General features: G+C 68.0%; 15 protein-coding genes. 6 read left to right on the forward strand and 9 right to left on the reverse strand.

What is annotated here, in order from left to right; all coding sequences use genetic code 11:
* The first annotated feature begins 296 nt into the window (after positions 1 to 296).
* The 5 genes from AL072_RS32355 (at position 297) to AL072_RS33980 (ending at position 6,706) form a co-directional block, all read left to right on the forward strand.
* Entirely contained in the window at positions 297 to 1,757 is a 1,461-nt protein-coding gene (locus AL072_RS32355; RefSeq protein ID WP_045585511.1) for a mannose-1-phosphate guanylyltransferase/mannose-6-phosphate isomerase, read from the forward strand.
* 157 nt (positions 1,758 to 1,914) lie between these two features.
* A complete protein-coding gene (locus AL072_RS32360; protein WP_045585352.1) occupies positions 1,915 to 2,334 on the forward strand; it encodes a hypothetical protein in 420 nt (139 codons plus the stop codon).
* A 4-nt stretch (positions 2,335 to 2,338) separates the two neighbouring features.
* Positions 2,339 to 4,537 carry a peptidase domain-containing ABC transporter gene (locus AL072_RS32365; RefSeq protein ID WP_200909997.1) on the forward strand — a complete coding sequence of 733 codons (2,199 nt, stop codon included), beginning with the start codon at positions 2,339 to 2,341 and terminating at the stop codon, positions 4,535 to 4,537.
* Positions 4,538 to 4,540: 3 nt separating this feature from the next.
* On the forward strand, positions 4,541 to 6,070 hold the full coding sequence (locus AL072_RS32370) for an HlyD family type I secretion periplasmic adaptor subunit (RefSeq protein WP_045585353.1): 1,530 nt from the start codon (positions 4,541 to 4,543) through the stop codon (positions 6,068 to 6,070).
* Between the two features lie 189 nt (positions 6,071 to 6,259).
* Positions 6,260 to 6,706, forward strand: a complete 447-nt coding sequence (locus AL072_RS33980; protein ID WP_045585354.1) for a GtrA family protein — start codon at positions 6,260 to 6,262, stop codon at positions 6,704 to 6,706.
* On the opposite strand, the gene AL072_RS32375 is transcribed toward AL072_RS33980, so the two are convergent.
* From AL072_RS32375 to AL072_RS32390, 4 genes are read right to left on the reverse strand one after another with little or no spacing between them, the layout of a single operon-like run.
* Positions 6,639 to 7,667, reverse strand: a complete 1,029-nt coding sequence (locus tag AL072_RS32375) for a glycosyltransferase (RefSeq protein ID WP_052710377.1) — start codon at positions 7,665 to 7,667, stop codon at positions 6,639 to 6,641. The two genes, AL072_RS33980 and AL072_RS32375, sit on opposite strands and share 68 nt — an antisense overlap.
* A gap of 1 nt (position 7,668) precedes the next feature.
* Positions 7,669 to 9,543: a hypothetical protein gene (locus AL072_RS32380; RefSeq protein WP_045585355.1), complete on the reverse strand. Its 1,875-nt coding sequence runs from the start codon at positions 9,541 to 9,543 to the stop codon at positions 7,669 to 7,671.
* A gap of 9 nt (positions 9,544 to 9,552) precedes the next feature.
* The gene (locus tag AL072_RS32385; RefSeq protein ID WP_045585356.1) at positions 9,553 to 10,512 is read right to left on the reverse strand and encodes a UDP-glucuronic acid decarboxylase family protein; all 960 of its coding nucleotides are present in this window, start codon (positions 10,510 to 10,512) and stop codon (positions 9,553 to 9,555) included.
* Positions 10,513 to 10,560: 48 nt separating this feature from the next.
* On the reverse strand, positions 10,561 to 11,904 hold the full coding sequence (locus AL072_RS32390; protein ID WP_045585514.1) for a UDP-glucose dehydrogenase family protein: 1,344 nt from the start codon (positions 11,902 to 11,904) through the stop codon (positions 10,561 to 10,563).
* A 431-nt stretch (positions 11,905 to 12,335) separates the two neighbouring features.
* Between AL072_RS32390 and galE the strand changes: the two genes are divergently transcribed.
* Complete coding sequence (gene galE, locus AL072_RS32395) at positions 12,336 to 13,337, forward strand: UDP-glucose 4-epimerase GalE (RefSeq protein WP_245637094.1); 1,002 nt, start codon at positions 12,336 to 12,338, stop codon at positions 13,335 to 13,337.
* A 1-nt stretch (position 13,338) separates the two neighbouring features.
* Here galE and rfbA read toward each other — a convergent pair whose 3' ends face one another.
* The 5 genes from rfbA to AL072_RS33135 all read right to left on the reverse strand — a co-directional run bounded on the left by rfbA (position 13,339) and on the right by AL072_RS33135 (position 20,249).
* On the reverse strand, positions 13,339 to 14,202 hold the full coding sequence (gene rfbA, locus AL072_RS32400; protein ID WP_045585358.1) for a glucose-1-phosphate thymidylyltransferase RfbA: 864 nt from the start codon (positions 14,200 to 14,202) through the stop codon (positions 13,339 to 13,341).
* Positions 14,203 to 14,216: 14 nt separating this feature from the next.
* Positions 14,217 to 15,119: a dTDP-4-dehydrorhamnose reductase gene (rfbD, locus tag AL072_RS32405; RefSeq protein WP_342669621.1), complete on the reverse strand. Its 903-nt coding sequence runs from the start codon at positions 15,117 to 15,119 to the stop codon at positions 14,217 to 14,219.
* Complete coding sequence (gene rfbB / locus AL072_RS32410) at positions 15,116 to 16,183, reverse strand: dTDP-glucose 4,6-dehydratase (RefSeq protein WP_045585359.1); 1,068 nt, start codon at positions 16,181 to 16,183, stop codon at positions 15,116 to 15,118. The genes rfbD and rfbB overlap by 4 nt, the downstream gene beginning before the upstream one ends.
* 73 nt (positions 16,184 to 16,256) lie before the next feature.
* Positions 16,257 to 16,808 (reverse strand): dTDP-4-dehydrorhamnose 3,5-epimerase, encoded by a 552-nt coding sequence (gene rfbC, locus AL072_RS32415; RefSeq protein WP_045585360.1) that lies wholly within the window; start codon positions 16,806 to 16,808, stop codon positions 16,257 to 16,259.
* A gap of 3 nt (positions 16,809 to 16,811) precedes the next feature.
* Positions 16,812 to 20,249 carry a glycosyltransferase gene (locus AL072_RS33135; protein ID WP_245637095.1) on the reverse strand — a complete coding sequence of 1,146 codons (3,438 nt, stop codon included), beginning with the start codon at positions 20,247 to 20,249 and terminating at the stop codon, positions 16,812 to 16,814.
* Positions 20,250 to 20,453: the final 204 nt, after the last annotated feature.

Raw genomic sequence — 20,453 nt, forward strand, 5'->3', positions numbered from 1 at the left:
CCGCCCCGCCCGGGGGCGCGACAAGACTCCAAGCTCGGGCGGGGCTGCCGGGGGGCGAAAAGAGGGAAAACGGGGGGCCGGTTTGGACTCTTGTCTCGGTCTCCTGTCCGGCCCCTCCCTTGGCCCCCTCCCCCGGCTTCTCCCGGAAGGGGCGCTACGGTTGGATGGGTCTCGGAGGGGTGCTTGTGGAGCGCGGAGAGCGCGGTCTATAACGAACCGCCATGGCGCCGGCCGGCGGTTTTCCCCCGGAATTTTCCGGTGCCTTCGACGATGTCCACACAACAGATGGCGGCAGGATGAACGGCAATTCCGCGCAGAAGATCGTCCCGGTGCTGCTGTCCGGCGGTACGGGATCCCGCTTGTGGCCCTTGTCGCGCGAACTCTATCCCAAGCAGTTCCTGCCGCTCTGCTCCGACCGGACGATGCTGCAGGATACCGCGCTGAGGGTCGACGCCCGGTCCGCGGGCGGACCGGACGGCGTGGCCGTCTTCTCGGCGCCGCTGGTGATCTGCAACCAGGAGCACCGTTTCCTCGCCGCCGAGCAGCTGCGCCAGTCGCGCTGCGATCCGCGCGGCATCATCCTGGAGCCGACGGGCCGCAACACCGCGGCGGCCTGCGCGCTAGCCGCCCTCGCGGTCGGGGCCGACGATCCGGACGCGCTGCTGCTGGTGCTGCCGGCCGACCACGAGATCCGCGACGCCGAAGCCTTCCGCCATGCGGTGGGCATCGCCGCCCGCGCCGCCGCCGCCGGCCGGCTGGTCACCTTCGGCATCAACCCGACCCGGCCGGAGACCGGCTACGGCTACATCCGCCGCGGCCATGCGATGGACGAGGCCGACGGCGCCTACAATGTCGCCGCCTTCGTCGAGAAGCCGTCGCTGGAGGTGGCCGAGCGCTACCTCGCCGAGGGCGGCTATGCCTGGAACAGTGGCATGTTCCTGTTCCCGGTCGGCCGCCTGCTGGCCGAGCTGGAGCGCCACGCCCCGGCGGTGCTCGCCGCCTGCCGCGCCGCGCTGGAGAATGGATCCAGGGACCTGGACTTCTTCCGTCTGGACGCCGATGCCTTCGCCAAGGCGCCCGCCATCTCCATCGACTATGCGGTGATGGAGCGCACCGACCGCGCCGCCGTCGTCCCCTGCGAGATCGGCTGGACCGATGTCGGCGCCTGGTCGGCGCTGTGGGACGTGGGAAGCAAGGACGGGGATGGCAACGTCGTCGTCGGCGACGTGCTGCTGGAGGGCGCGCGCGACTGCTACGTCCGCAGCGACAACCACCTGACCGCCGTGGTCGGGGTGGAGAATGCCGTGGTGGTGGTGGTGGACGACGCCGTTCTGGTCGCCGACCGGTCCCAGGCGCAGGACGTCAAGCGCATCGTCGACCGGCTGAAGGCGGAGGGGCGCAGCGAGTCGGTCAGCCACCGTCGGGTCCACCGTCCCTGGGGCTCCTACCAGTCGCTGCACACCGGCGACCGCTTCCAGGTGAAGAGCCTGACCATCGCGCCGGGCTCGCGCCTGTCGCTGCAGAAGCACCATCACCGGGCCGAGCATTGGGTGGTGGTCAACGGCACCGCGCTGGTCACCCGCGGCGAGGAGCAGGTGATGGTCTACGAGAACCAGTCGATCTACATCCCGATCGGCACGGTCCACCGGCTGGAGAACCCCGGCAAGGTGCCGTTGACCATCATCGAGGTGCAGTCCGGCTCCTATCTCGGCGAGGACGACATCGTCCGGCTCGAGGACGTCTACGGCCGCAACTGATCCGCCCATCGACCGCAAGGAGATGGGAAGCGCAAGCGGCGCCTGTGTCTTCCTGCGGTTTTGGACAATGGCGGCTTGGTCGCGGTCGCCGCCTTCCGGTAAAACAAGGATGCGAGGGTGCCGCAACGGCGTCCCGCCTTCTGCTGCCGGGACCATCATGACCATCGAGCCGCCGCCGGACGACCGCATCCCCGAACTCTATGCCGACGGGGTCTTCGACATCGGCTTCGGCAACGGGATGGTCCGCATCGACCTGTTCAGCCTGTCGGCCCTGCGCAAGGACGACAACGGCCAGCCGCTGCCGGCCATCCGCCAGCGGGTGGTGATGAGCCTGCCCGGCTTCCTCGCCAGCCTCGCCGCCCTGGAGGGCATGCGCCAGCGGCTGGAGGCCGCGGGCGTACTGCCACCGGCCGGCGTTGCGGGGGCCGGCGGTGCCGGGCAGCCGGCGGGCTCCGCCCCGCCGCCCCTGCCCGGCGCGGCTCCGGCCTTCCGGACGACGGCCCAGCCCCCGGCTCAGCCGGCCTCCCCTGCGGCTCCGGCACGGCCCGGCCCGCCGCGTTCGCCGAACTTCGGTTGACGCCATGCCGGACGCCGCCGGTCCCGCCTCCGCCCCGGTTTCCCCCGGTGTTCCCGATGCCGATGAGAGCACCGCGCTGCGCTGCCTGACGTTGGTGGCGCGCCACCATGGCCTGTCGGCCTCGCCGGCCGCCTTGCGCGCCCGCGTCGCCCCCGGCCGCGGCGAGCCCGACACCGGCGACCTGCTGCGCATCGCCGCCGCCACCGGCTTCAAGGCCACCGCCCGCCGGCTGGACTGGGAGGCCTTGTGCGCCCTTCCCCCCGTCTTCCCGCTGCTGGCCCGGCTCGTCAACGGCAACACGGTCATCCTGGTCGGGGTGTCGCGCCCGGCCGACCCCGCCGGGGAGCCCATGGTCGGCGTCGTCGATCCGCTGGCCGACCGGCTGGACGTGATCGACGTGCCGCGCGACCGCTTCCTGGAGCGCTGGGACGGCGAACTGGTCTTCCTCAAGCCGCGCCACGGCCTCGCCGATCCGCACCAGCCCTTCGGCCTGCGCTGGTTCGTGCCGGAGATCCTGCGCCAGAAATCGGCCTTCCGCGACGTGGTGGCGGCGGCGCTGGTCCTGCATGCGCTTGCCCTCGCCGTCCCGATCTATTTCCAGATCGTGATCGACAAGGTGCTGGTGAACGAGACCGTCGCCACCTTGCAGGTGCTGACCGTCGGCGTGCTGGCCGCCCTGCTGTTCGAGGCGGCCTTCCGCTTCCTGCGCCAGTTCATCCTGCTGGCGGCGGCCAACCGCATCGACATCCGCCTGTTGAACCGCACCTTCGGCCATCTGCTCGACCTGCCGATCACCTTCTTCGACGGGCATTCGGCCGGCGTCACCGTGCGGCACATGCAGCAGGTCGAGCGCATCCGGGAGTTCCTGACCGGCAACCTGCTGTCCACCGTGCTGGACAGTCTGGTGCTGCTGGTCTTCCTGCCGGTGCTGTTCTTCTATTCGGTCAAGCTGACGCTGGTGGCGCTGCTGTTCGCAGCCCTCATCGCCGGCGTGGTGGTGGCGCTGGTGCCGGTCTACCGCAGCCGGCTCAGCGAGCTTTACAACGCCGACGCCGAGCGGCAGGCCATGCTGGTGGAGACCATCCACGGCATGCGCACCGTCAAGTCGTCGGCCCTGGAGCCGCAGCAGCGCCGCAGCTGGGACCGCAAGGCGGCGCGCGCGGTGACCAGCCATTACCGGGTTGGCCGCATCTCCATCGCCGCCCGCACGGTGACCGAGTTCCTGGAGAAGGCGATGATGGTGGCGGTGGTCGCCGTCGGCGCCTTCGACGTCTTCGACCGCCAGCTGTCGGTCGGCGCGCTGATCGCCTTCCAGATGCTGTCGGGCCGGGTGGTGACGCCGCTGGTGCAGATCGTCTCGCTGATCCACCAGTATCAGGAGACCGCCCTGTCGGTGCGCATGCTGGGCGAGGTGATGAACCACCCGGCCGAGCCGCGGCGCGAGGGCAGCGGCGCCTGCCCCTCGCTGATCGGCCGCATCGAGATCGAGGGGCTGGGCTTCCGCTACGACCGCAACCGGCCGCCGGCCCTGGAGGGCGTCACCCTGGCCGTGCCGGCCGGATCGGTCGTCGGGCTGGTCGGGCGCAGCGGCTCGGGCAAGAGCACGCTGATGCGGCTGCTCCAGGGCTTCTACCCGGTGCAGGACGGCACCATCCGCTATGACGGGCTCGACATCCGCGAGCTGGATCTGGGCCATCTGCGCCGCTCCATCGGCGTGGTGCTGCAGGAGAATTTCCTGTTCCGCGGCACCATCCGCGACAACATCGCCATGACCATGCCCGAAGCCAGCCGCGAGGAGATCGTCGAGGCCGCCCGGCTGGCCGGTGCCGACGAGTTCATCCACCGCCTGCCCGACGGCTACGACACGCTGGTCGAGGAGGGGGCGAGCAACCTGTCCGGCGGCCAGAAGCAGCGCATCGCCATCGCCCGCGCCCTGCTGCCCCAGCCGAGCATCCTGATCCTGGACGAGGCGACCAGCGCGCTCGACCCCGACAGCGAGGCCATCGTCATGGCCAACCTGCGCCGCATCGCCCGCGGCCGCACCGTTCTGATCGTCACCCACCGGCTGTCCACCCTGACCGGCTGCGACACCATCGCCGTGCTGGAGCAGGGCCGCCTGCTCGACATAGCCCCCCACCCCACCCTGCTCGACCGCTGCGCCGAATACCGGCATCTGTGGCAGCAGCAGAACCGGGGGCGCTGAGCCATGCCCGACGCCCCCATGCCCGGACCGGATCGGGAAATGGTGGACCAGGAAACGGGGCGGGCGGCGATCGGCCGCGAGGTCGTCCCGGCCAAGGCCGAACCCACCACTCCCCCTGCCCCCGTTCCGCCTCCCTCCCCTCCCCTTGCCCGGCGGCGGACCGCCCTGCCGGCGCCCTCGTCCCTGCCGCCCGGCTTCGCGCTCGACTATCTGCCGGACGGGGCGGCGATCGAGCATGCGCCGCTGCCCTGGCTCGCGCGCTCCACCCTCTATGTGCTGGCCGGGCTGCTGGTGGCGCTGGTGCTGTGGGCGGCGCTCGCCCAGGTCGACCGCATCGTCACTGCCGGCGGCCGGCTGGTGACCACCGCCCCGCTGGTGGTGGCACAGCCGCTGGAGACCGCGGTGGTGCGCAGCGTCGACGTCCAGGTCGGCGACCGGGTGCGGGCCGGCGATCGGCTGGCGACGCTCGACCCCACCTTCGCGGCGGCGGATCTGGCCGACCTGACCGCCCGGCTCGCCGGCACCGACGCCCAGATCGGCCGGCTGCGCGCCGAGCTGGACGGCAGCGACTTCACCCCCGCCGCCGGCAACCCCGATGCCGCCGTGCAGGCCGCCATCCTGGAGCGCCGCCGCGCCGAGTACCGCTCCCGCCTCGCCTCGCTGGACGAGAAGGCCGGCCAGCTGGACAGCGCCATCGCCGCCGGCCGCCGCGCCCAGGCCGGCCTCGCCGAACGCCTCGCCGTGGTCGGTGAGGTGGAGGATATCCGCCGCCAGCTCCAGGAACGCCAGACCGGATCCCGTCTGACCTGGCTGGAGGCGCGCATCGAGCGCCTGCGCCTGCGCGACGAGCTCGTGGCATTGCAGGACCGCGAGCGGACGAGCGAGCACGAGCTGCGCGGCATCCAGGCCGACCGCGCCGCCTTCATCGACGAATGGCGGCGCAAGACGGCGGAGGATCTCGTCGAGCAGACCCGCCAGCGGGCGACCCTGGTCGAGCAGCTCGCCAAGGCCGAGCGCCGCCGTTCCCTGGTCACCCTGACCGCCCCGGTCGATGCCATTGTGCTGGAGGTCGCCAAACGCTCCGTCGGCTCCGTCATCAAGGAGGCCGAGCCGCTGGTCACCCTGGTCCCCGCCGACGTGGCCCTGGAGGTGGAGGCGGACATCCCGTCGCGCGACATCGGGCTGGTGCGCGTCGGCGATGTCGTGAGGGTGAAGCTGGACGCCTTTCCCTTCCAGCGCCACGGCACCCTGCCCGGCGAGGTCCGAACCATCAGCGCCGATGCCTTCACCCACGACGCCCCCCGGGGGGGCGCCGCCGCCATGGATGCCGACGACCGGAAGCCGGGCGGCGGCGCCGTCTTCCGCACGCGGGTGCGGCTGCGCGACACGCTGCTGGAGGCGGTGCCGGAGGGTACGCGCCTCAGCCCCGGCATGGTCGCCACGGCCGAGATCCGGGTCGGCACCCGCTCGGTGCTGTCCTACTTCCTCTACCCGGTCATCCGCGTCCTGGACGAGGGCATCCGCGAGCCCTGAGGGGACAGCGCAGGCCGGGAAGCGCCGGGGAAAAGCGCTCCTTCCGCCTCACATCGCGTTGCGGCGGAAAGAGCGATGCAGTAGAGCCTTTTCCGGGGTCGGACAGGGGGCGATGAGGCGATCGCCGTTCCCACAGGCCGGAGAGCCTGCGGTCCCGCTTCCCTCTTTGGTCCTCCGGAGCCTTCCATCATGCCGTCCACCGCTTCCCGCCCCCTCAGGCTCCGTCTCGTGGAAGCCGTCCGCGCGCTTTTGGCACAACGCCTCGTCCGCTTCATCCTTGTCGGCGGAACCGCCACCGCCGCCCATGCCGGGACGACGATCCTGCTGGTCGACGGCATCGGCATGGCGAGCCCGACGCTCGCCACCGTCCTGGGGACGGTGGTGGGGATCGCCACATCCTACCTTGGGAACTGGGCCTGGACCTTCGGTGCCCGGGGCGGGCACGCCCACCATCTTCCCCGTTTCCTGCTGGTCTATTCCCTCATCATGGGCTTCAACGGCGGGGCGATGTACATAATGCAAGGCACTCTCGGCCTCCATTATCTGGCCCCGCTGTTCCTCACCCTGGTCATATCGCCAATTCTGACGTTTCTTCTGAACCAGCATTTCGTGTTTCGGAACGTCCACCGAGCGTGACGGCTTCCGCCAGGAAGATCGGGGCGATTTGTCTGGGGATCAGCGCGAAGTCGCGCTTGTTGTTGAGGACGACGAACAGGCCGCCCAGCGACACGGCGGCATTCTGGACCAGGACGATCATCACGATGCCGGCCACCGTCGTCGTCCAGCCGGGCGTCGCCATGCCCAGCATCTTGAGAAGCACGGCGATGACCGCCGCCAGCCCTGACAGCAAGAAGATCGCCGCCGAGAACAGCAGGATGCGGGTGAAGGTACGCTCGCTGAACACGGCGATCGAACTGAGGCCGTGGACCACCAGCGAGACGAGGTTCATCTTCGACTGCCCGGCATAGCGATGCCCCCGGTCGGTGCCCACCCGGACGATGGGGCAGCGCGAGCGGATCATGGTCGCCGGGACATGCAGCAGCAGCTCGTGCATGGAGGCGAGCCGGGTTGCCGTCGCCAGCCCCATGGCGCTGAAGTTGCCGAAGGAGATCGGCGTGCCGGTCAGCAGCGAGAAGACCTTCTTGTAGACCCGGTAGAACAGGGTGAAGCTCGGTCCCTCGCTGCGGCTGCGGCGGTCGGCGACCACGATGGAGCGGGGATTGTCGCGAAGGCCGGCGAGGAGGAGCGGCACATCCTCCGGCCGGTCCTCGCCGTCGCCGTCCATGATGATAACCCTGTCGGCGGCCAGTTCGACCGCATGGCACAGGCCGATGGCGATGGCGCGCTGGTGGCCGACATTGCGCACCAGCCGCAGCAGGGTTCCCGTGAAGGGCCTTTCGGCGACCGCCTCCTTCAGCCCCGCCTCCGGCTCGGTCGAGCCGTCGTCGACGATCACCAGATGGACCGCGCGCTCGTCGCTTCCCAGCGAGCGGCCGAGTCCGCCGATCAGCATCGCCACGGATTCCCAGTCGTTGAACACGGGAATGACGATGGCGAGCGTCGCCTGCCCGTCTTCCCGGAGCGTCGGCTTTTCCATGTCAGTGGACTCCATCGCCGGCCTTGGCCGGTGCATTGCGGGTCAATTGGCAGATCGAGGAGCCATCGGCCAGCACGGCATAGGCCTCCGTTCCCGCCAGCGGCGCCGGGGCGGCGACATAGCCGTGCCAGCCGGGAGCGCTGCCGGCCGCTGCGGAGAGGGCGCGTTCCACATCCGGGCGCGTCAGGCCGCTGCGGGCCAGCCCGCGGACGATGCCGGCACCGTTCACCAGCACGACCCAGTCCGGGGTGTGACCGGCGTTCTTGTCCCAGGCCCATCCTGCGACATAGCTCTGGCCCTTCAGCCGACCGAGGTCGCTGACCAGGTCGAGGCTGCCGTGGCAGCGGTCGGGCGCTTCGACACGGAACAGATCGCGGGCAGGCTGTCCCAGCCACCAGGGCTGCGGATCGGCATAGACAGACCAGTGCCGTTCGGCCAGTTTCGGGGGGACGACCGCAAGCTCCTCGCGGATCGGATGGACAGCCTTCAAAACGACCTCGTCGTCGTTCACGCCATTGACGATGGCCAGCACGCCTTGCCAATGGTAGCGCGACAGCGCTTCGGTTTCGCGGGCGTAGAGGAGTTGGGACGGTACGAGCAGGAGTGTGAGCGACACGCCGGCGACCGCGACCAGGGCATCGCGCAGCACCGGGCGTTTGCGCAGCGATGCCATGGCGATCATCCACAGCCCGATCCAGAACGGCATCTGCGCGATGGCGTAGCGTGACGATCCGGCCGTCTCGATCCCGAACTTCAGGCGCGACAGGGCGGTCATCAGGGCGGAGCCGAAGGCGAACAGAATCAGCAGGCTTGCGAACAGCTCGATCCGGCCGGCGCTGCGGCGGCCAAGCAGCAGGATGCGCAGCAGAAACCACAGCCCCGCCATGCAGGCGGCCAGGGATGTCAGCATCGCTATGCCACGGGCCAGCCATTCCGTCAGCAGGGGGTGGAGCAGTCTGAAGACCGGGTTGGCGAAATAGGCAACCGTGAACTCGGCCAGCTTGAAGGGGGAGCCGAACGATTCCAATGGGTTGGAATGCTGCGTTGCGGTGGCGTATTTGTAGAACAGGGCATAGATTGCGGCATTGAGGGCGAAGATGGCAAGCAGGCTTCCGGTCGCCCGCCATGGCCACCGGCCGCTCACCGCGACGATCAGGGCCGCGATCCAGCCGATGGCGCCATAGCCGAACGAGAACATCGAGGCGCTGAGCAGCGCCCCCGCCGTCAGCACTCCAGTCAAGTCCGGCGGTGAACCCGCTTTCATCCGCTCCTCGGTGCCGGCCAGCAGGCGGCTGGCCAGCAGGAAGAAGGCCGCCGACAGATACATGTGGATCTGTTTGGGCCAGAGCAGGTTCTCGTAATGGATCAGCCAGAACAGGGACAGGACGACCAGCGTCCCCGCTGCAGCGAAGGATAGCAGCTGGAGCTTTCCCCAGGCCCGCCGCATCTCGTCCAGGATCAGGCCGGCGATGACCGCATTCAGGGCCAGCAGGCCGGCGATCAGAAAGACTCCGCGCGCCTTGAACAGAAGGTTGTCCGCGATGAAGAAGGGCATCGCGACGAAGGGAAGATGTTCGTTGTCGCGGTAGAGCAGGAAATCCGGAAGGGAATCAAGGAAATAGCGATATTGCAACGACATCATGTCCCAATACGGGAAGATGTGCATGTCGCGGAAGGATACATACACCGACTGGGCCGTCAGGACGATGCTGATGAGCACGGTGAGAAGGAGCGCCGCCTTCCACATCCGCCGGACCAGCGATCCGGGCATGCGCAGCAGGACGACGCTGTCGCCTTCCTGCCCCATCCGCGCCGACACCACCATGTCCCCGGCCGCGTCGCTTCGGGCGGGCGCCGACGCCAAACTGTTGCTCATCGGTCTTCCTCAGGAAAAGAAGCGGGTCTTGAAATAGTCGATGGTGCGGGTGAGCCCCTCGTCGAGCGGCACCTTCGGTTCCCAGTCGAGCAGGGCCCTGGCCTTGGCGATGTCGGGCCGGCGCTGCTTGGGGTCGTCCTGAGGCAGCGGCCTGTGCTCGATCCTTGAGGAGGAGCCGGTCAGGCGAATGACCTTCTCGGCCAGTTCCAGCATGGTGAATTCGCCGGGGTTGCCGAGGTTGATCGGTCCGGTGACGTCGGCCGGCGTGGCCATGAAGCGGATGAAGCCGTCGACCAGATCGTCGGCATAGCAGAAGGAGCGGGTCTGCCGGCCGTCGCCGTAGATGGTGATCGGCTCGCCCTTCAGCGCCTGGATGATGAAGTTGGACACGACGCGCCCGTCGTTGGGGTGCATGCGCGGGCCGTAGGTGTTGAAGATGCGGATGACCTTGATCGACAGCTTGTGCTGGCGGTGATAGTCGAAGAACAGCGTCTCGGCGCAGCGCTTGCCCTCGTCGTAGCAGGCGCGCGGGCCGATGGTGTTGACGTTGCCCCAATATTCCTCCGGCTGCGGATGCACCGCCGGGTCGCCGTAGATCTCCGAGGTCGAGGCCTGCATGATCCGCGCGCCCAGCCGCTTGGCCAGCCCCAGCATGTTGATGGCGCCGATGACGCTGGTTTTGGTCGTCTGGACGGGATCATGCTGGTAATGGACCGGCGAGGCCGGGCAGGCGAGGTTGTAGATCTCGTCGACCTCGACATAGAGCGGGAACGTCACGTCGTGGCGCATCAGCTCGAAATGCGGGTTGTCGAGGAGGTGGGCGATGTTCGATCGGGAACCCGTGAAGTAGTTGTCGACGCACAGCACGTCGTTCCCGGCCGCCAGCAGCCGTTCGCACAGATGCGACCCGAGGAATCCGGCACCGCCCGTGACGAGAATGCGCTTGTTGTAACCGCGTGGCGAAATCATCGGGGCTTCTCTTCTAGGATGGATGGGTCGTCGGCGAACGGGAACCGATCAGCCGGCCGGCGCGCTTTCCCGGCTGTTTCCCTGGCCGGTGCCCCGGCCGATGGAGGAATAGGCGAAGCCGGCCTTCGCCATGTCTTCGGGATTGTAGATGTTGCGCAGGTCGACCATGACCGGCCGCTTGAGCAGGGCCTTGCAGCGGTTCAGGTCGAGCGCCCGGAACTCGTTCCACTCCGTCAGGATCGCCACGCAGTCGGCACCCTCCAGCGGCTGGTAGGCATCGGTGCACCAGTCGACGCCGCCGAGGAGCTTCGCCGCCTCATGCATGCCCGCCGGGTCGAAGGCGCGCACATGCGCACCGGCCGCCTGCAGGGCCGGGACGATGTCCAGCGACGGGGCGTCGCGCATGTCGTCGGTGTTCGGCTTGAAGGTCACACCCAGCACCGCCACCGTCTTGCCTGCCAGCGAACCGTCGCACGCGGCGGCGATGCGTGACGTCATCGACTTCTTGCGCTTGTCGTTGATGTCCACCACCGTCTCGACGATGCGCACCGGTGCCGCGTGCTGCTGCGCGGTACGCACGAGCGCCAGCGTGTCCTTGGGGAAGCAGGACCCGCCATAGCCCGGGCCGGGATGCAGGAACTTCTTGCCGATGCGCCCGTCCAGCCCGATGCCCTTGGCCACGTCATGGACGTCGGCCCCCACCTTCTCGCACAGATCGGCGATCTCGTTGATGAAGGTGATCTTGGTGGCCAGGAAGGCGTTGGCGGCGTACTTCGTCAGTTCGGCCGTCTCCCGGTTGGTCATGACGATCGGCGTCTCGATCAGGTGGAGCGGCCGGTAGAGCTGGCGCATCGTCTCGCGCGCGCATTCCGACTCGGCGCCGATGACCACCCGGTCGGGCCGCATGAAATCGCTGATGGCCGCGCCTTCGCGCAGGAATTCCGGATTGGAGGCGACGTCGAATTCGGCGTCGGGCCGCGCCTTGCGGATGATCGCCTCGACCTCGCGCCCGGTGCCGACCGGCACGGTCGATTTGTTGACCACCACCGTGTAGCCGTCGAGGTTGGCGGCGATCTCCTCGGCTGCGGCATAGACATAGGACAGATCGGCATGGCCGTCGCCGCGGCGGGTCGGCGTGCCGACCGCGATGAAAACGGCGTCGGCCCCCTTCATCGCCGTTTCCAGGTCGAGCGTGAAGTTCAGCCGGCCGGCTTTGACGTTCTTCGCCACCAGATCGTCGAGACCCGGCTCGTAGATCGGGATTTCTCCCCTCAGGAGCTGGTCGATCTTGCTCGAATCCTTGTCCATGCAGGTGACATGAACGCCGAATTCCGAAAAACAGGCTCCGGACACCAGTCCGACATAGCCCGTGCCGATCATTGCGATACGAATGGTCGTCTCCCTCGAATGGCCGCTGCCCTTCAATGGGGGAAGGATTACAATGCCTCTGCTGGCGAAGTCCAGTGAGCGCTGCCAAGTCACCGGTGTGATTGGAGGCCGTGGATGCCGCAGGCAGGGCGGATCGGTTGTGAAGTTCTGTCTGGAACCGGCCGTAATTGAAGTTTGTGAATAAATTTACTCCGAGCTATTTTCTATAATTGGACTCTTTCCCAGGTATTAATAATATATATTATTCACTTAGGGCTTCTCTGGAAGCGATCAATCCTGTTGCCATCCCGTATAAGACCGGACGGATCCTGGTGGATGCATTTGAAGCTGTTCGAATGGGGCAGCTCATTCTGCGGAAAAGCCCAAGCTGTGGCATGGGTGAGCCACTATCTTGCGGCGTTGGACCAACCGATTGCGGGCAAGCGGAGATGACCATGACCATGAGCGAAAACGCGACCGTGCTGGTGACCGGCGGTGCCGGCTACATCGGTTCCCACATGGTGCTGGCTCTGCGCGACCGGGGCCGCGCGGTCGTGGTGCTGGACGATCTGTCTACCGGCCGGCGCTCGGCAGTGCCCGACGGTGTGCCGCTGGTCGAGGGCGACGTCGGCGACAAGGCCCTGCTGGCCGACACCTGCGCCCGCCACGGCATCGGCTCCGTCCTGCATTTCGCCGGCAGCATCGTGGTGCCGGAGTCCGTGGAGCGGCCTCTGGCCTACTACCGCAACAACACGGTCAAGAGCCATGCCCTGATCGAGGCCTGCGTGGAGGCCGGGATCGGCCGCTTCATCTTCTCCTCCACCGCTGCCGTCTACGGCATGCCGGACCGGCTGCCGATCGACGAGCGGACGCCGTTGATGCCGATCAACCCCTACGGCTCCTCCAAGCTGATGACGGAGTGGATGCTGCGGGATGCCGCCGCCGCTTACGGGCTGCGCTATGTGGCGCTGCGCTATTTCAACGTCGCCGGCGCCGACCCGCAGGGTCGCTCGGGCCAGGTGTCGCGCGTCGCCAGCCATCTGATCAAGATCGCCGCCCAGACCGTTACCGGCCAGCGGGCCGAGTTGCAGATCTACGGCGACGACTACGACACGCCGGACGGCACCTGCGTGCGCGACTACATCCATGTCAGCGACCTCGCCGACGCCCATGTCGCAGCCTTGCGCCACCTGGAGGCCGGCGGCGCGTCGGAGGTGCTGAACTGCGGCTACGGCCGCGGCTATTCGGTGCGCGAAGTGCTGGCGATGGTGGAGCGGGTCACCGGCAGGCCGCTGCCGATGCGCATCGGCCCGCGCCGTGCCGGCGATCCCCCGGCCCTGGTCGCGGGCGTGGAGCGGATCCGGCGGACCCTGGACTGGACCCCGCACCACGACGACCTGGAGACCATCGTCGCCTCGGCGCTCGCCTGGGAGGAACGGCTGGTCAAGGAGGATTAACTCAACCGAGAAGCCCCAGCAGATAGCGGCCGTAGTCGTTCTTCTTCAGCGGCTCCGCCAGACGGCGCACCTGCTCGGCGTCGATCCAGCCGGAGGTGTAGGCGATCTCCTCCGGGCAGGCGATCTGCAGGCCCTGGCGGTGCTGGATGGTGCGGACGAACTCGGCCGCCTCCAGCAGGCTGTCGTGGGTGCCGGTGTCGAACCAGCCATAGCCGCGGCCCATCTGCTCGACCGACAGCTTGCCCATCTCGAGATAGGCGGCGTTGACCGAGGTGATCTCCAGCTCGCCGCGCTCCGACGGCTTCACCGCCGCGGCGATGTCCAGCACGTCGTTGTCGTAGAAATATAGCCCGGTCACCGCCCATTTGGATCGCGGCTGGACCGGCTTCTCCTCGATGCTCAGCGCCCGGCCCTGGCCATCGAACTCGACCACGCCGTAGCGCTCGGGATCGCGCACGGCATAGGCGAAGACGCTGGCGCCGTCGGCCTTCTCGCCGGCGGCGCGCAGGATGTTGGTCAGGCCGTGGCCGTAGAAGATATTGTCGCCGAGAACGAGCGCGCAAGCATCGTTGCCGACGAAGTCGCGGCCGATGATGAAGGCCTGGGCCAGCCCGTCGGGCGAGGGCTGGATGGCGTAGGTCAGGTTCAGGCCCCACTGCGATCCGTCGCCCAGCACCGTCTGGAACAGGGGCTGGTCGTGCGGCGTGGTGATGACCAGGATGTCGCGGATGCCCGCCAGCATCAGGGTGCTGAGCGGGAAATAGATCATCGGCTTGTCGTAGATCGGCAGCAGCTGCTTGCTGATCGCGCGCGTCACCGGGTAGAGCCGGGTGCCGGAGCCGCCGGCCAGGATGATGCCCTTCATGGTCTCAAAAGCCCTCATGCCTGCGGCGGGTTGGTGAACAGCTCATCGATCACGCGGTCGACGCTCTCGCGCCAGGGCGGGCAGGACACGCCGAGCATCTCCCCGGCGCGGGAACAGTCCAGCCGCGAGTTGGCCGGACGGTGCGCCGGGGTCGGGTAGTCGGCCGTGCCGATGGCGGTCAGGCGGGGCCGCTTGCCGGTACGCTCTTCCAGCCGCTGGAAGATGTGCTCGGCGAACTCGTGCCAGGTGGTGTAGCCGCTACCGGTCAGGTGGTAGGTGCCCCAGGCGGCGGCGCCCGTCCGCTCGATCGTTCCGGCGATCTGCACGATGGCGGCGGCGAGGTCGGCGGCGGCGGTGGGCGAGCCGTGCTGGTCGGCGACCACCCTCATCTCCTCGCGCTCCTTGCCGAAGCGCAGCATCGTCTTGACGAAGTTGTTGCCGTAGGCGCTGTAGACCCAGGAGGTGCGCAGGATGACGTGATGCGGCGTCGCCGCCCGCACCGCCTCCTCGCCCGCCGCCTTGCTGGCGCCATAGACGCCCAGCGGGTTGATCGGGTCGTCCTCGCTGTAGATCCCGTCCTTCGTCCCGTCGAAGACATAGTCGGTCGAGACATGGATGAAGGGGATGCCGCGTGCCGCACAGGCCGCCGCCATGGCGCCCGGCCCGTCGCGGTTGATGGCGAAGGAGAGGTCGACCTCGCTCTCGGCCTTGTCGACGGCGGTGTGGGCGGTGGCGTTGACCAGCAGGTCCGGCGCGTGGGTGGCGACCGCCTTTTCCACGTCGCCCGGCCGGGTCACGTCGAACTCCGGATAGGGCAGCCCGACCAGATCGGTGCCCGGCGCCCAGCCGGCCCGCATCAGCTCGAAGCCGAGCTGGCCGTTGCTGCCGAGGACGAGGATCTTCATCGGCGCCGTCATTGCGCGGCTCCTTCTTCCGTCAGGCCGAGCCGCTCGCCCTGGTAGGAGCCGTTCAGGATGGCCTGCCACCAGTCGCGGTTCTCCAGATACCAGGCGACCGTCTTGCGCAGGCCGCTCTCGAAGGTCTCCTGCGGCGTCCAGCCCAGCTCGCGCTCGATCTTGCCGGCGTCGATGGCATAGCGCTTGTCATGGCCGGGGCGGTCGGTGACGAAGCTGATCAGGCGGTCGTGCGGGGCGCCGGCCGGGTTCATCTCGTCCAGATGCGCGCAGATGGCGCGGACGACCTCCAGGTTGGTGCGCTCGTTGTGGCCGCCGATGTTGTAGCTCTCGCCGATCCGGCCCTTCTCCAGAACCAGCCGCAGCGCGCGGGCATGGTCCTCGACATAGAGCCAGTCGCGGATGTTGTCGCCCTTGCCGTAGACCGGCAGCTTCTCGCCCGCCAGACCCTTGAGGATCATCAGCGGGATCAGCTTCTCCGGGAAATGGTAGGGGCCGTAATTGTTGGAGCAGTTGGTCAGCACCACCGGCAGCCCGTAGGTCTCGTGCCAAGCGCGCACCAGATGGTCGCTCGACGCCTTGCTGGCCGAATAGGGCGAGTTGGGGCTGTAGGCGGTGGTCTCGGTGAAGAAGCCGTCCTCGCCCAGCGTGCCGAACACCTCGTCGGTCGAGATGTGGTGGAAGCGGAAGCGGTCCTTGGCCTCCGCCGGCAGCGCCGACCAGTAGCCGCGCGCCGCCTCCAGCAGGCGGAAGGTGCCGACCACGTTGGTCTGGATGAACTCGCCCGGCCCGTCGATGGAGCGGTCGACATGGGATTCGGCGGCCAGATGCATCACCGCGTCGGGCTGGTGGGTGTCGAAGACACGGCGCAACTCGGCGGCGTCGCAGATGTCGACCTTCTCGAAGGCGTAGCGGGGATTGCCCTCGGCCCCCGGCAGGGAGGACAGGTTGGCCGCGTAGGTCAGCTTGTCGACATTGACGACGAAGGAGTCGGTTTCGGCGAGAAGCTGGCGGACCACCGCCGAGCCGATGAAACCGGCGCCGCCGGTGACGAGAATGCGCGTCATCAAACCACCTTACCGCCAAAAACGGGGCACAAAGCCCCACCGGGCAAAAAAGAGCCGAAATCCAATAGCGCCGTCAGAACCAGTCGCCAAGCTGGGCGAAGGTCGGATGCTTATGATCCTTGTCCGACAGCCGGGCCTTGTCGGCCGGCACCGGCCAGTCGATGCCCAGTTCCGGATCGTTCCACAGCAGGCCGCGGTCATGCTCGGCCGAATAATAGTTGGTCACCTTGTAGATGACCTCGGTATCGGGCTCCAGGGTGCAGAAGCCATGGGCGAAGCCGATCGGGACCAGGATCTGGTTCCACTCCGAAGCACTGATCACCGCGCTGACATGCCGGCCGAAGGTGGGGGAGCCTTTGCGGATGTCGACCGCCACGTCCAGGATGGCGCCGCGCACCACCCGCACCAGCTTGTCCTGGGCAAACGGCGGCAGCTGGAAATGCAGGCCGCGCACCGTGCCGACCTCGGCCGACAGCGACTGGTTGTCCTGGACGAAGTCGTAGTGAAGCCCGGCCGCCTCGAACGTCTTCTTGTTGTAGGTTTCCGAGAAGAAGCCGCGATGGTCGCCGAACTTCTTCGGGCGGATGATCTTCACGTCGGGAATGTCGAGGGAGACGACGTCCATGGCTCAGATGCTTTCCTTCTGAAGCTCTTTGCGGGCCGCCGGCTGCTCCTTGCGCAGCCAGGGCCTGACCGTGCGCGGCGGGAAGGACAGACCGAAGTCGGACGCATCCAGGGTCAGGTTCGGGTTGTAGAAGGGATCCTCGATCAGCGACCGGCCCCAGCGTTTCTGCATGTAGGCGATCTCGCGCCTGAAGCGGGCGATCTTGTCGGGCGCCATGTCCGACCCGCGCGAGGCCGATTCCAGGTGGTACAGCTCGGCATGCGGCGTCCACACCAGGAAATAGCCGGCGTCGCGGATTTTGAGGCAGAGATCGACGTCGTTGAAGGCGACGGCCAGATGCTCCTCGTTCAGCCCGCCGACCTCGTCGAACACCGCCTTGCGCATGACCATGCAGGCGGCGGTGACGCAGGACATGTTCTGCGCCAACATCAGCCGGGCGAAATGGCCGGGATGCTCGCGGGCGAAATGCTTGTGGATGTGGTTGGCCACCCCGTTGATGCCGGTGATGACGCCGGCATGCTGGATGGTGTCGTCGCCGTAATAGAGCTTGGCGCCGACCGCCCCCACCTCCGGCCGCAGGGCGTGGGCGACCATCTCGGTCAGCCAGTCCGGATGGATCACCTTGATGTCGTTGTTGATCAGGCCGATCAGTTCGCCCTGCGCCGCGCGCACGCCGAAGTTGTTGATGGCGGAGAAGTTGAAGGGCCCGTCATAGCGCAGGACCCGCACCCGCTCCCGCCCCTGCAGCGAGGCGAAATAGTCGAGCGTCTCCTTCTCCTCGCTGTTGTTGTCGAGGACGATGACTTCCAGGTTGGGATAGTCGGTTTCGGTCAGCAGTCCTTCGACGCACTGGCGGAGCAGGTCGACCTTGTCGCGGGTCGGCACCAGCAGCGAAACCAGCGGCGCCGGCTCCGGCACCGGATAGACGGTGCGGGTGTACCATTCCGCCCCCGGCGCCGGCTCCACCCGCACCGGCTGGCCGGTGCGCTGGAAATGGTCCTGCAGTGCCCGGCGCGCCGCGTCGGTGGCGGTCGGCAGCGCCACGGTCGAGAAGGAGGAGGAGGAGGAGAACACCCGCCAGTGATAGAGGATCATCGGGATGTGACGGATGCGCGGCGCCGTGGTCTTCTCCTCCGCGCGCAGCACCAGATCGTAATCCTGGCTGCCCTCGTAGCCGACGCGGAAGCCGCCGATCTCCACCAGCAGGCTGCGGCGGAACACGCCCAGATGGCTGACCATGTTCTGGCCGTGGAACAGGTCGGGGTTCCAGTCGGTCTTGAAATAGGGGTCGTAGCGCCGGCCGTTCTCGTCGATCTTGTCCTCGTCGGAATAGATGACGTCGGCGTCCGGGTGCCGGTCGATCTCCTCCGCCACCATGTAGAGCGCATGCGGCGGCAGCTCGTCGTCATGGTCCATCAGGGCGACGAACTCGCCCGACGCCAATTCCAGCGCGCTGTTGCTGGCCGCCGAGATGTGCCCGTTCGCCTCGCGCCGCACCGTCTTGATGCGGGGATCGCGCGCGGCGTATTCCGCCAAGACCGCCGCCACATGCGGGGCGGTGGAGGCGTCGTCGGCGATGCACAGTTCCCAATGCGGGTAGAGCTGGGCCAGCACCGTGTCCAGCGCGCGGCGCAGATAGGGTTCCGGCGTGTTGTAGACCGGCATGGCGACGGAAATCAGCGGCCGCCGCGCCATCCGGCCGATGGCCTCGGCGATCGACTGGCGGTCGAAGGGGGTCAGCGTGTCGTAGAGCCGGATCCAGCTCTCGTAATCGGTGACCAGCGTGTTCGGCTGCAGATCCTGCAGCAGCTTGTGCTTGGTCGCCGCCAGACCGTGCTGGCGCAGGTAGGTCAGCCCGCGGAAGGCCTGGCCCTGATAGGTCTTCAGCGCCCGCTGCAGCACCTGGAGCTTGCCGATCTCCTCGATCGTCACATCCTCCAGTCGGAAGCGCGCCGGCCGGTCGGTCGGGTCGAGCCGCAGGGCCTTGGTCTCGTAGGGCAGCAGCACCAGGGCCTCCGCCTCGCCATCGACCACCGGCGGCAGGCGCAGCATGCCCCCCTCGCCGAAGCCGGCGCCGCAGTCGATGTAGAGCATCGGGGCCAGCGGCACCGTGGCGTCGGCGACGCGGTAGCGGATGATGCACCAGCCGGCCGGGCAACGGCCCTGGCCGGAGACCAGCCGGAAGGCGGGGTCGACCCCCAGCGTCTCGAAGCGGCCGTCCTCCAGCCGGGCGACGTCGTGCAGCGGCTCCAGCGTGACGGCGTGGCGGCGCGAGCGGTGGAATCGGCGCAGCTCGGTCGTCAGCCGGCCGAGCTTGCGTACCGGGGCCGAGACCTTCCAGGAGGTGGAATTGACCAGGGAGTGGATGTGATGGTCGCGGGCGCGCACCACCCCATGCAACTCGTCGTTGGCGGCGTGCAGATGCGCGGCCTCGGCACGGGCCTCCTCCAGGCTGCGGCGCAGTGCGTCGCCTTCTTCCTGCAGCGCGGCGATCCGTCCGTTCAGCTGCCCGATCTTGCCGCCCAGTTCGATGATGTGGGCGTCACGGTCGGCGACCCAGCCCTGCAGCGTGGCGATCGACCCGTCGCGGTCGGCCACCGTGGTCATCAGCCCGCGAATCTCCTCGACCCGGTCGCGGACGGCCTGATGCAGGCCGGCGATGTCCTGTTCGAGATCCAGGATGCGCCGCGCACGTTCCTGGGCCTGCTGGGTCTCGATGACGCCGCTGCCCAGCCGGTCGAAGAAGGCGCGGATCTGCTGGGCGGTCTGGCCGTCCCGGCCGCCCTCGAACAGCCAGCGGACCTCCTCCGGAAGATCGTCGCCGACCGCCAGCACGCCCAGCCCGTTGGAATGCAGGAAGCCGAAGGCCGGGTAGCGGGCAGTCAGCTCCTCCCACAGCTTCCAGACGCCGAAATCGCCCTTGCGGACGTTGATGTCGTGGAACAGCACGACGCCGCGGCCGCTCATCTTCGGCAGCCAGGTCTCGAAATCGTGGCGCACCGCCTCGTAGGTGTGCAGCCCGTCGATGTGCAGCAGGTCGATGCTGGAATTTGCGAAATGGACGACCGCCTCGTCGAAGGTCATCCGCATCATGCGGGAGAAGGCGGCGTAGCGCGGATCGTGGAAGTCGGCGAGCGTCTGGTAGACCTCGTCGCCGTAATAGCCGGCCTGCGGGTCGCCCTGCCAGGTGTCCACCGCGAAGCAGGCGGTGCCGGTGCCGAGCTGCTTCACTGCCTGGCAGAAGGTCGAATAGGAGTTGCCGGTGTGGGTTCCCAGCTCGACGAGGACCCGCGGGCGCAGCGCCTCGGTGATCCACAGCGCGAAGGGCGTGTGGCCGAGCCAGGACGACGGGGCGACGATGAGATCCGGGGTAAGGAAGCTGATCGGCCGGCAGAGACGACGGAGAGTATCGGAACCTGCGTCCTGCAAAAACGAATCCACCTGTCGCCTCTTGTCTTGCCTGCCTCCGCACCGGGACCGTTCCGGGCTTCCGGCTGCTGCTTCGATCCTGTCCGGAAGCCTGGGCTTCCGGACTGCAGAGCGCCGGACTGCCCTGTCACAGCCGCCGACACACATACGCTGACACCCCGGCGGAATGCAAGCCGCTGACCCCGGGCCGTCCGGCGGGGCTTCACAATAGCCATC

Origin of the sequence: Azospirillum thiophilum (assembly GCF_001305595.1) — a bacterium.
Lineage (GTDB): Bacteria > Pseudomonadota > Alphaproteobacteria > Azospirillales > Azospirillaceae > Azospirillum > Azospirillum thiophilum.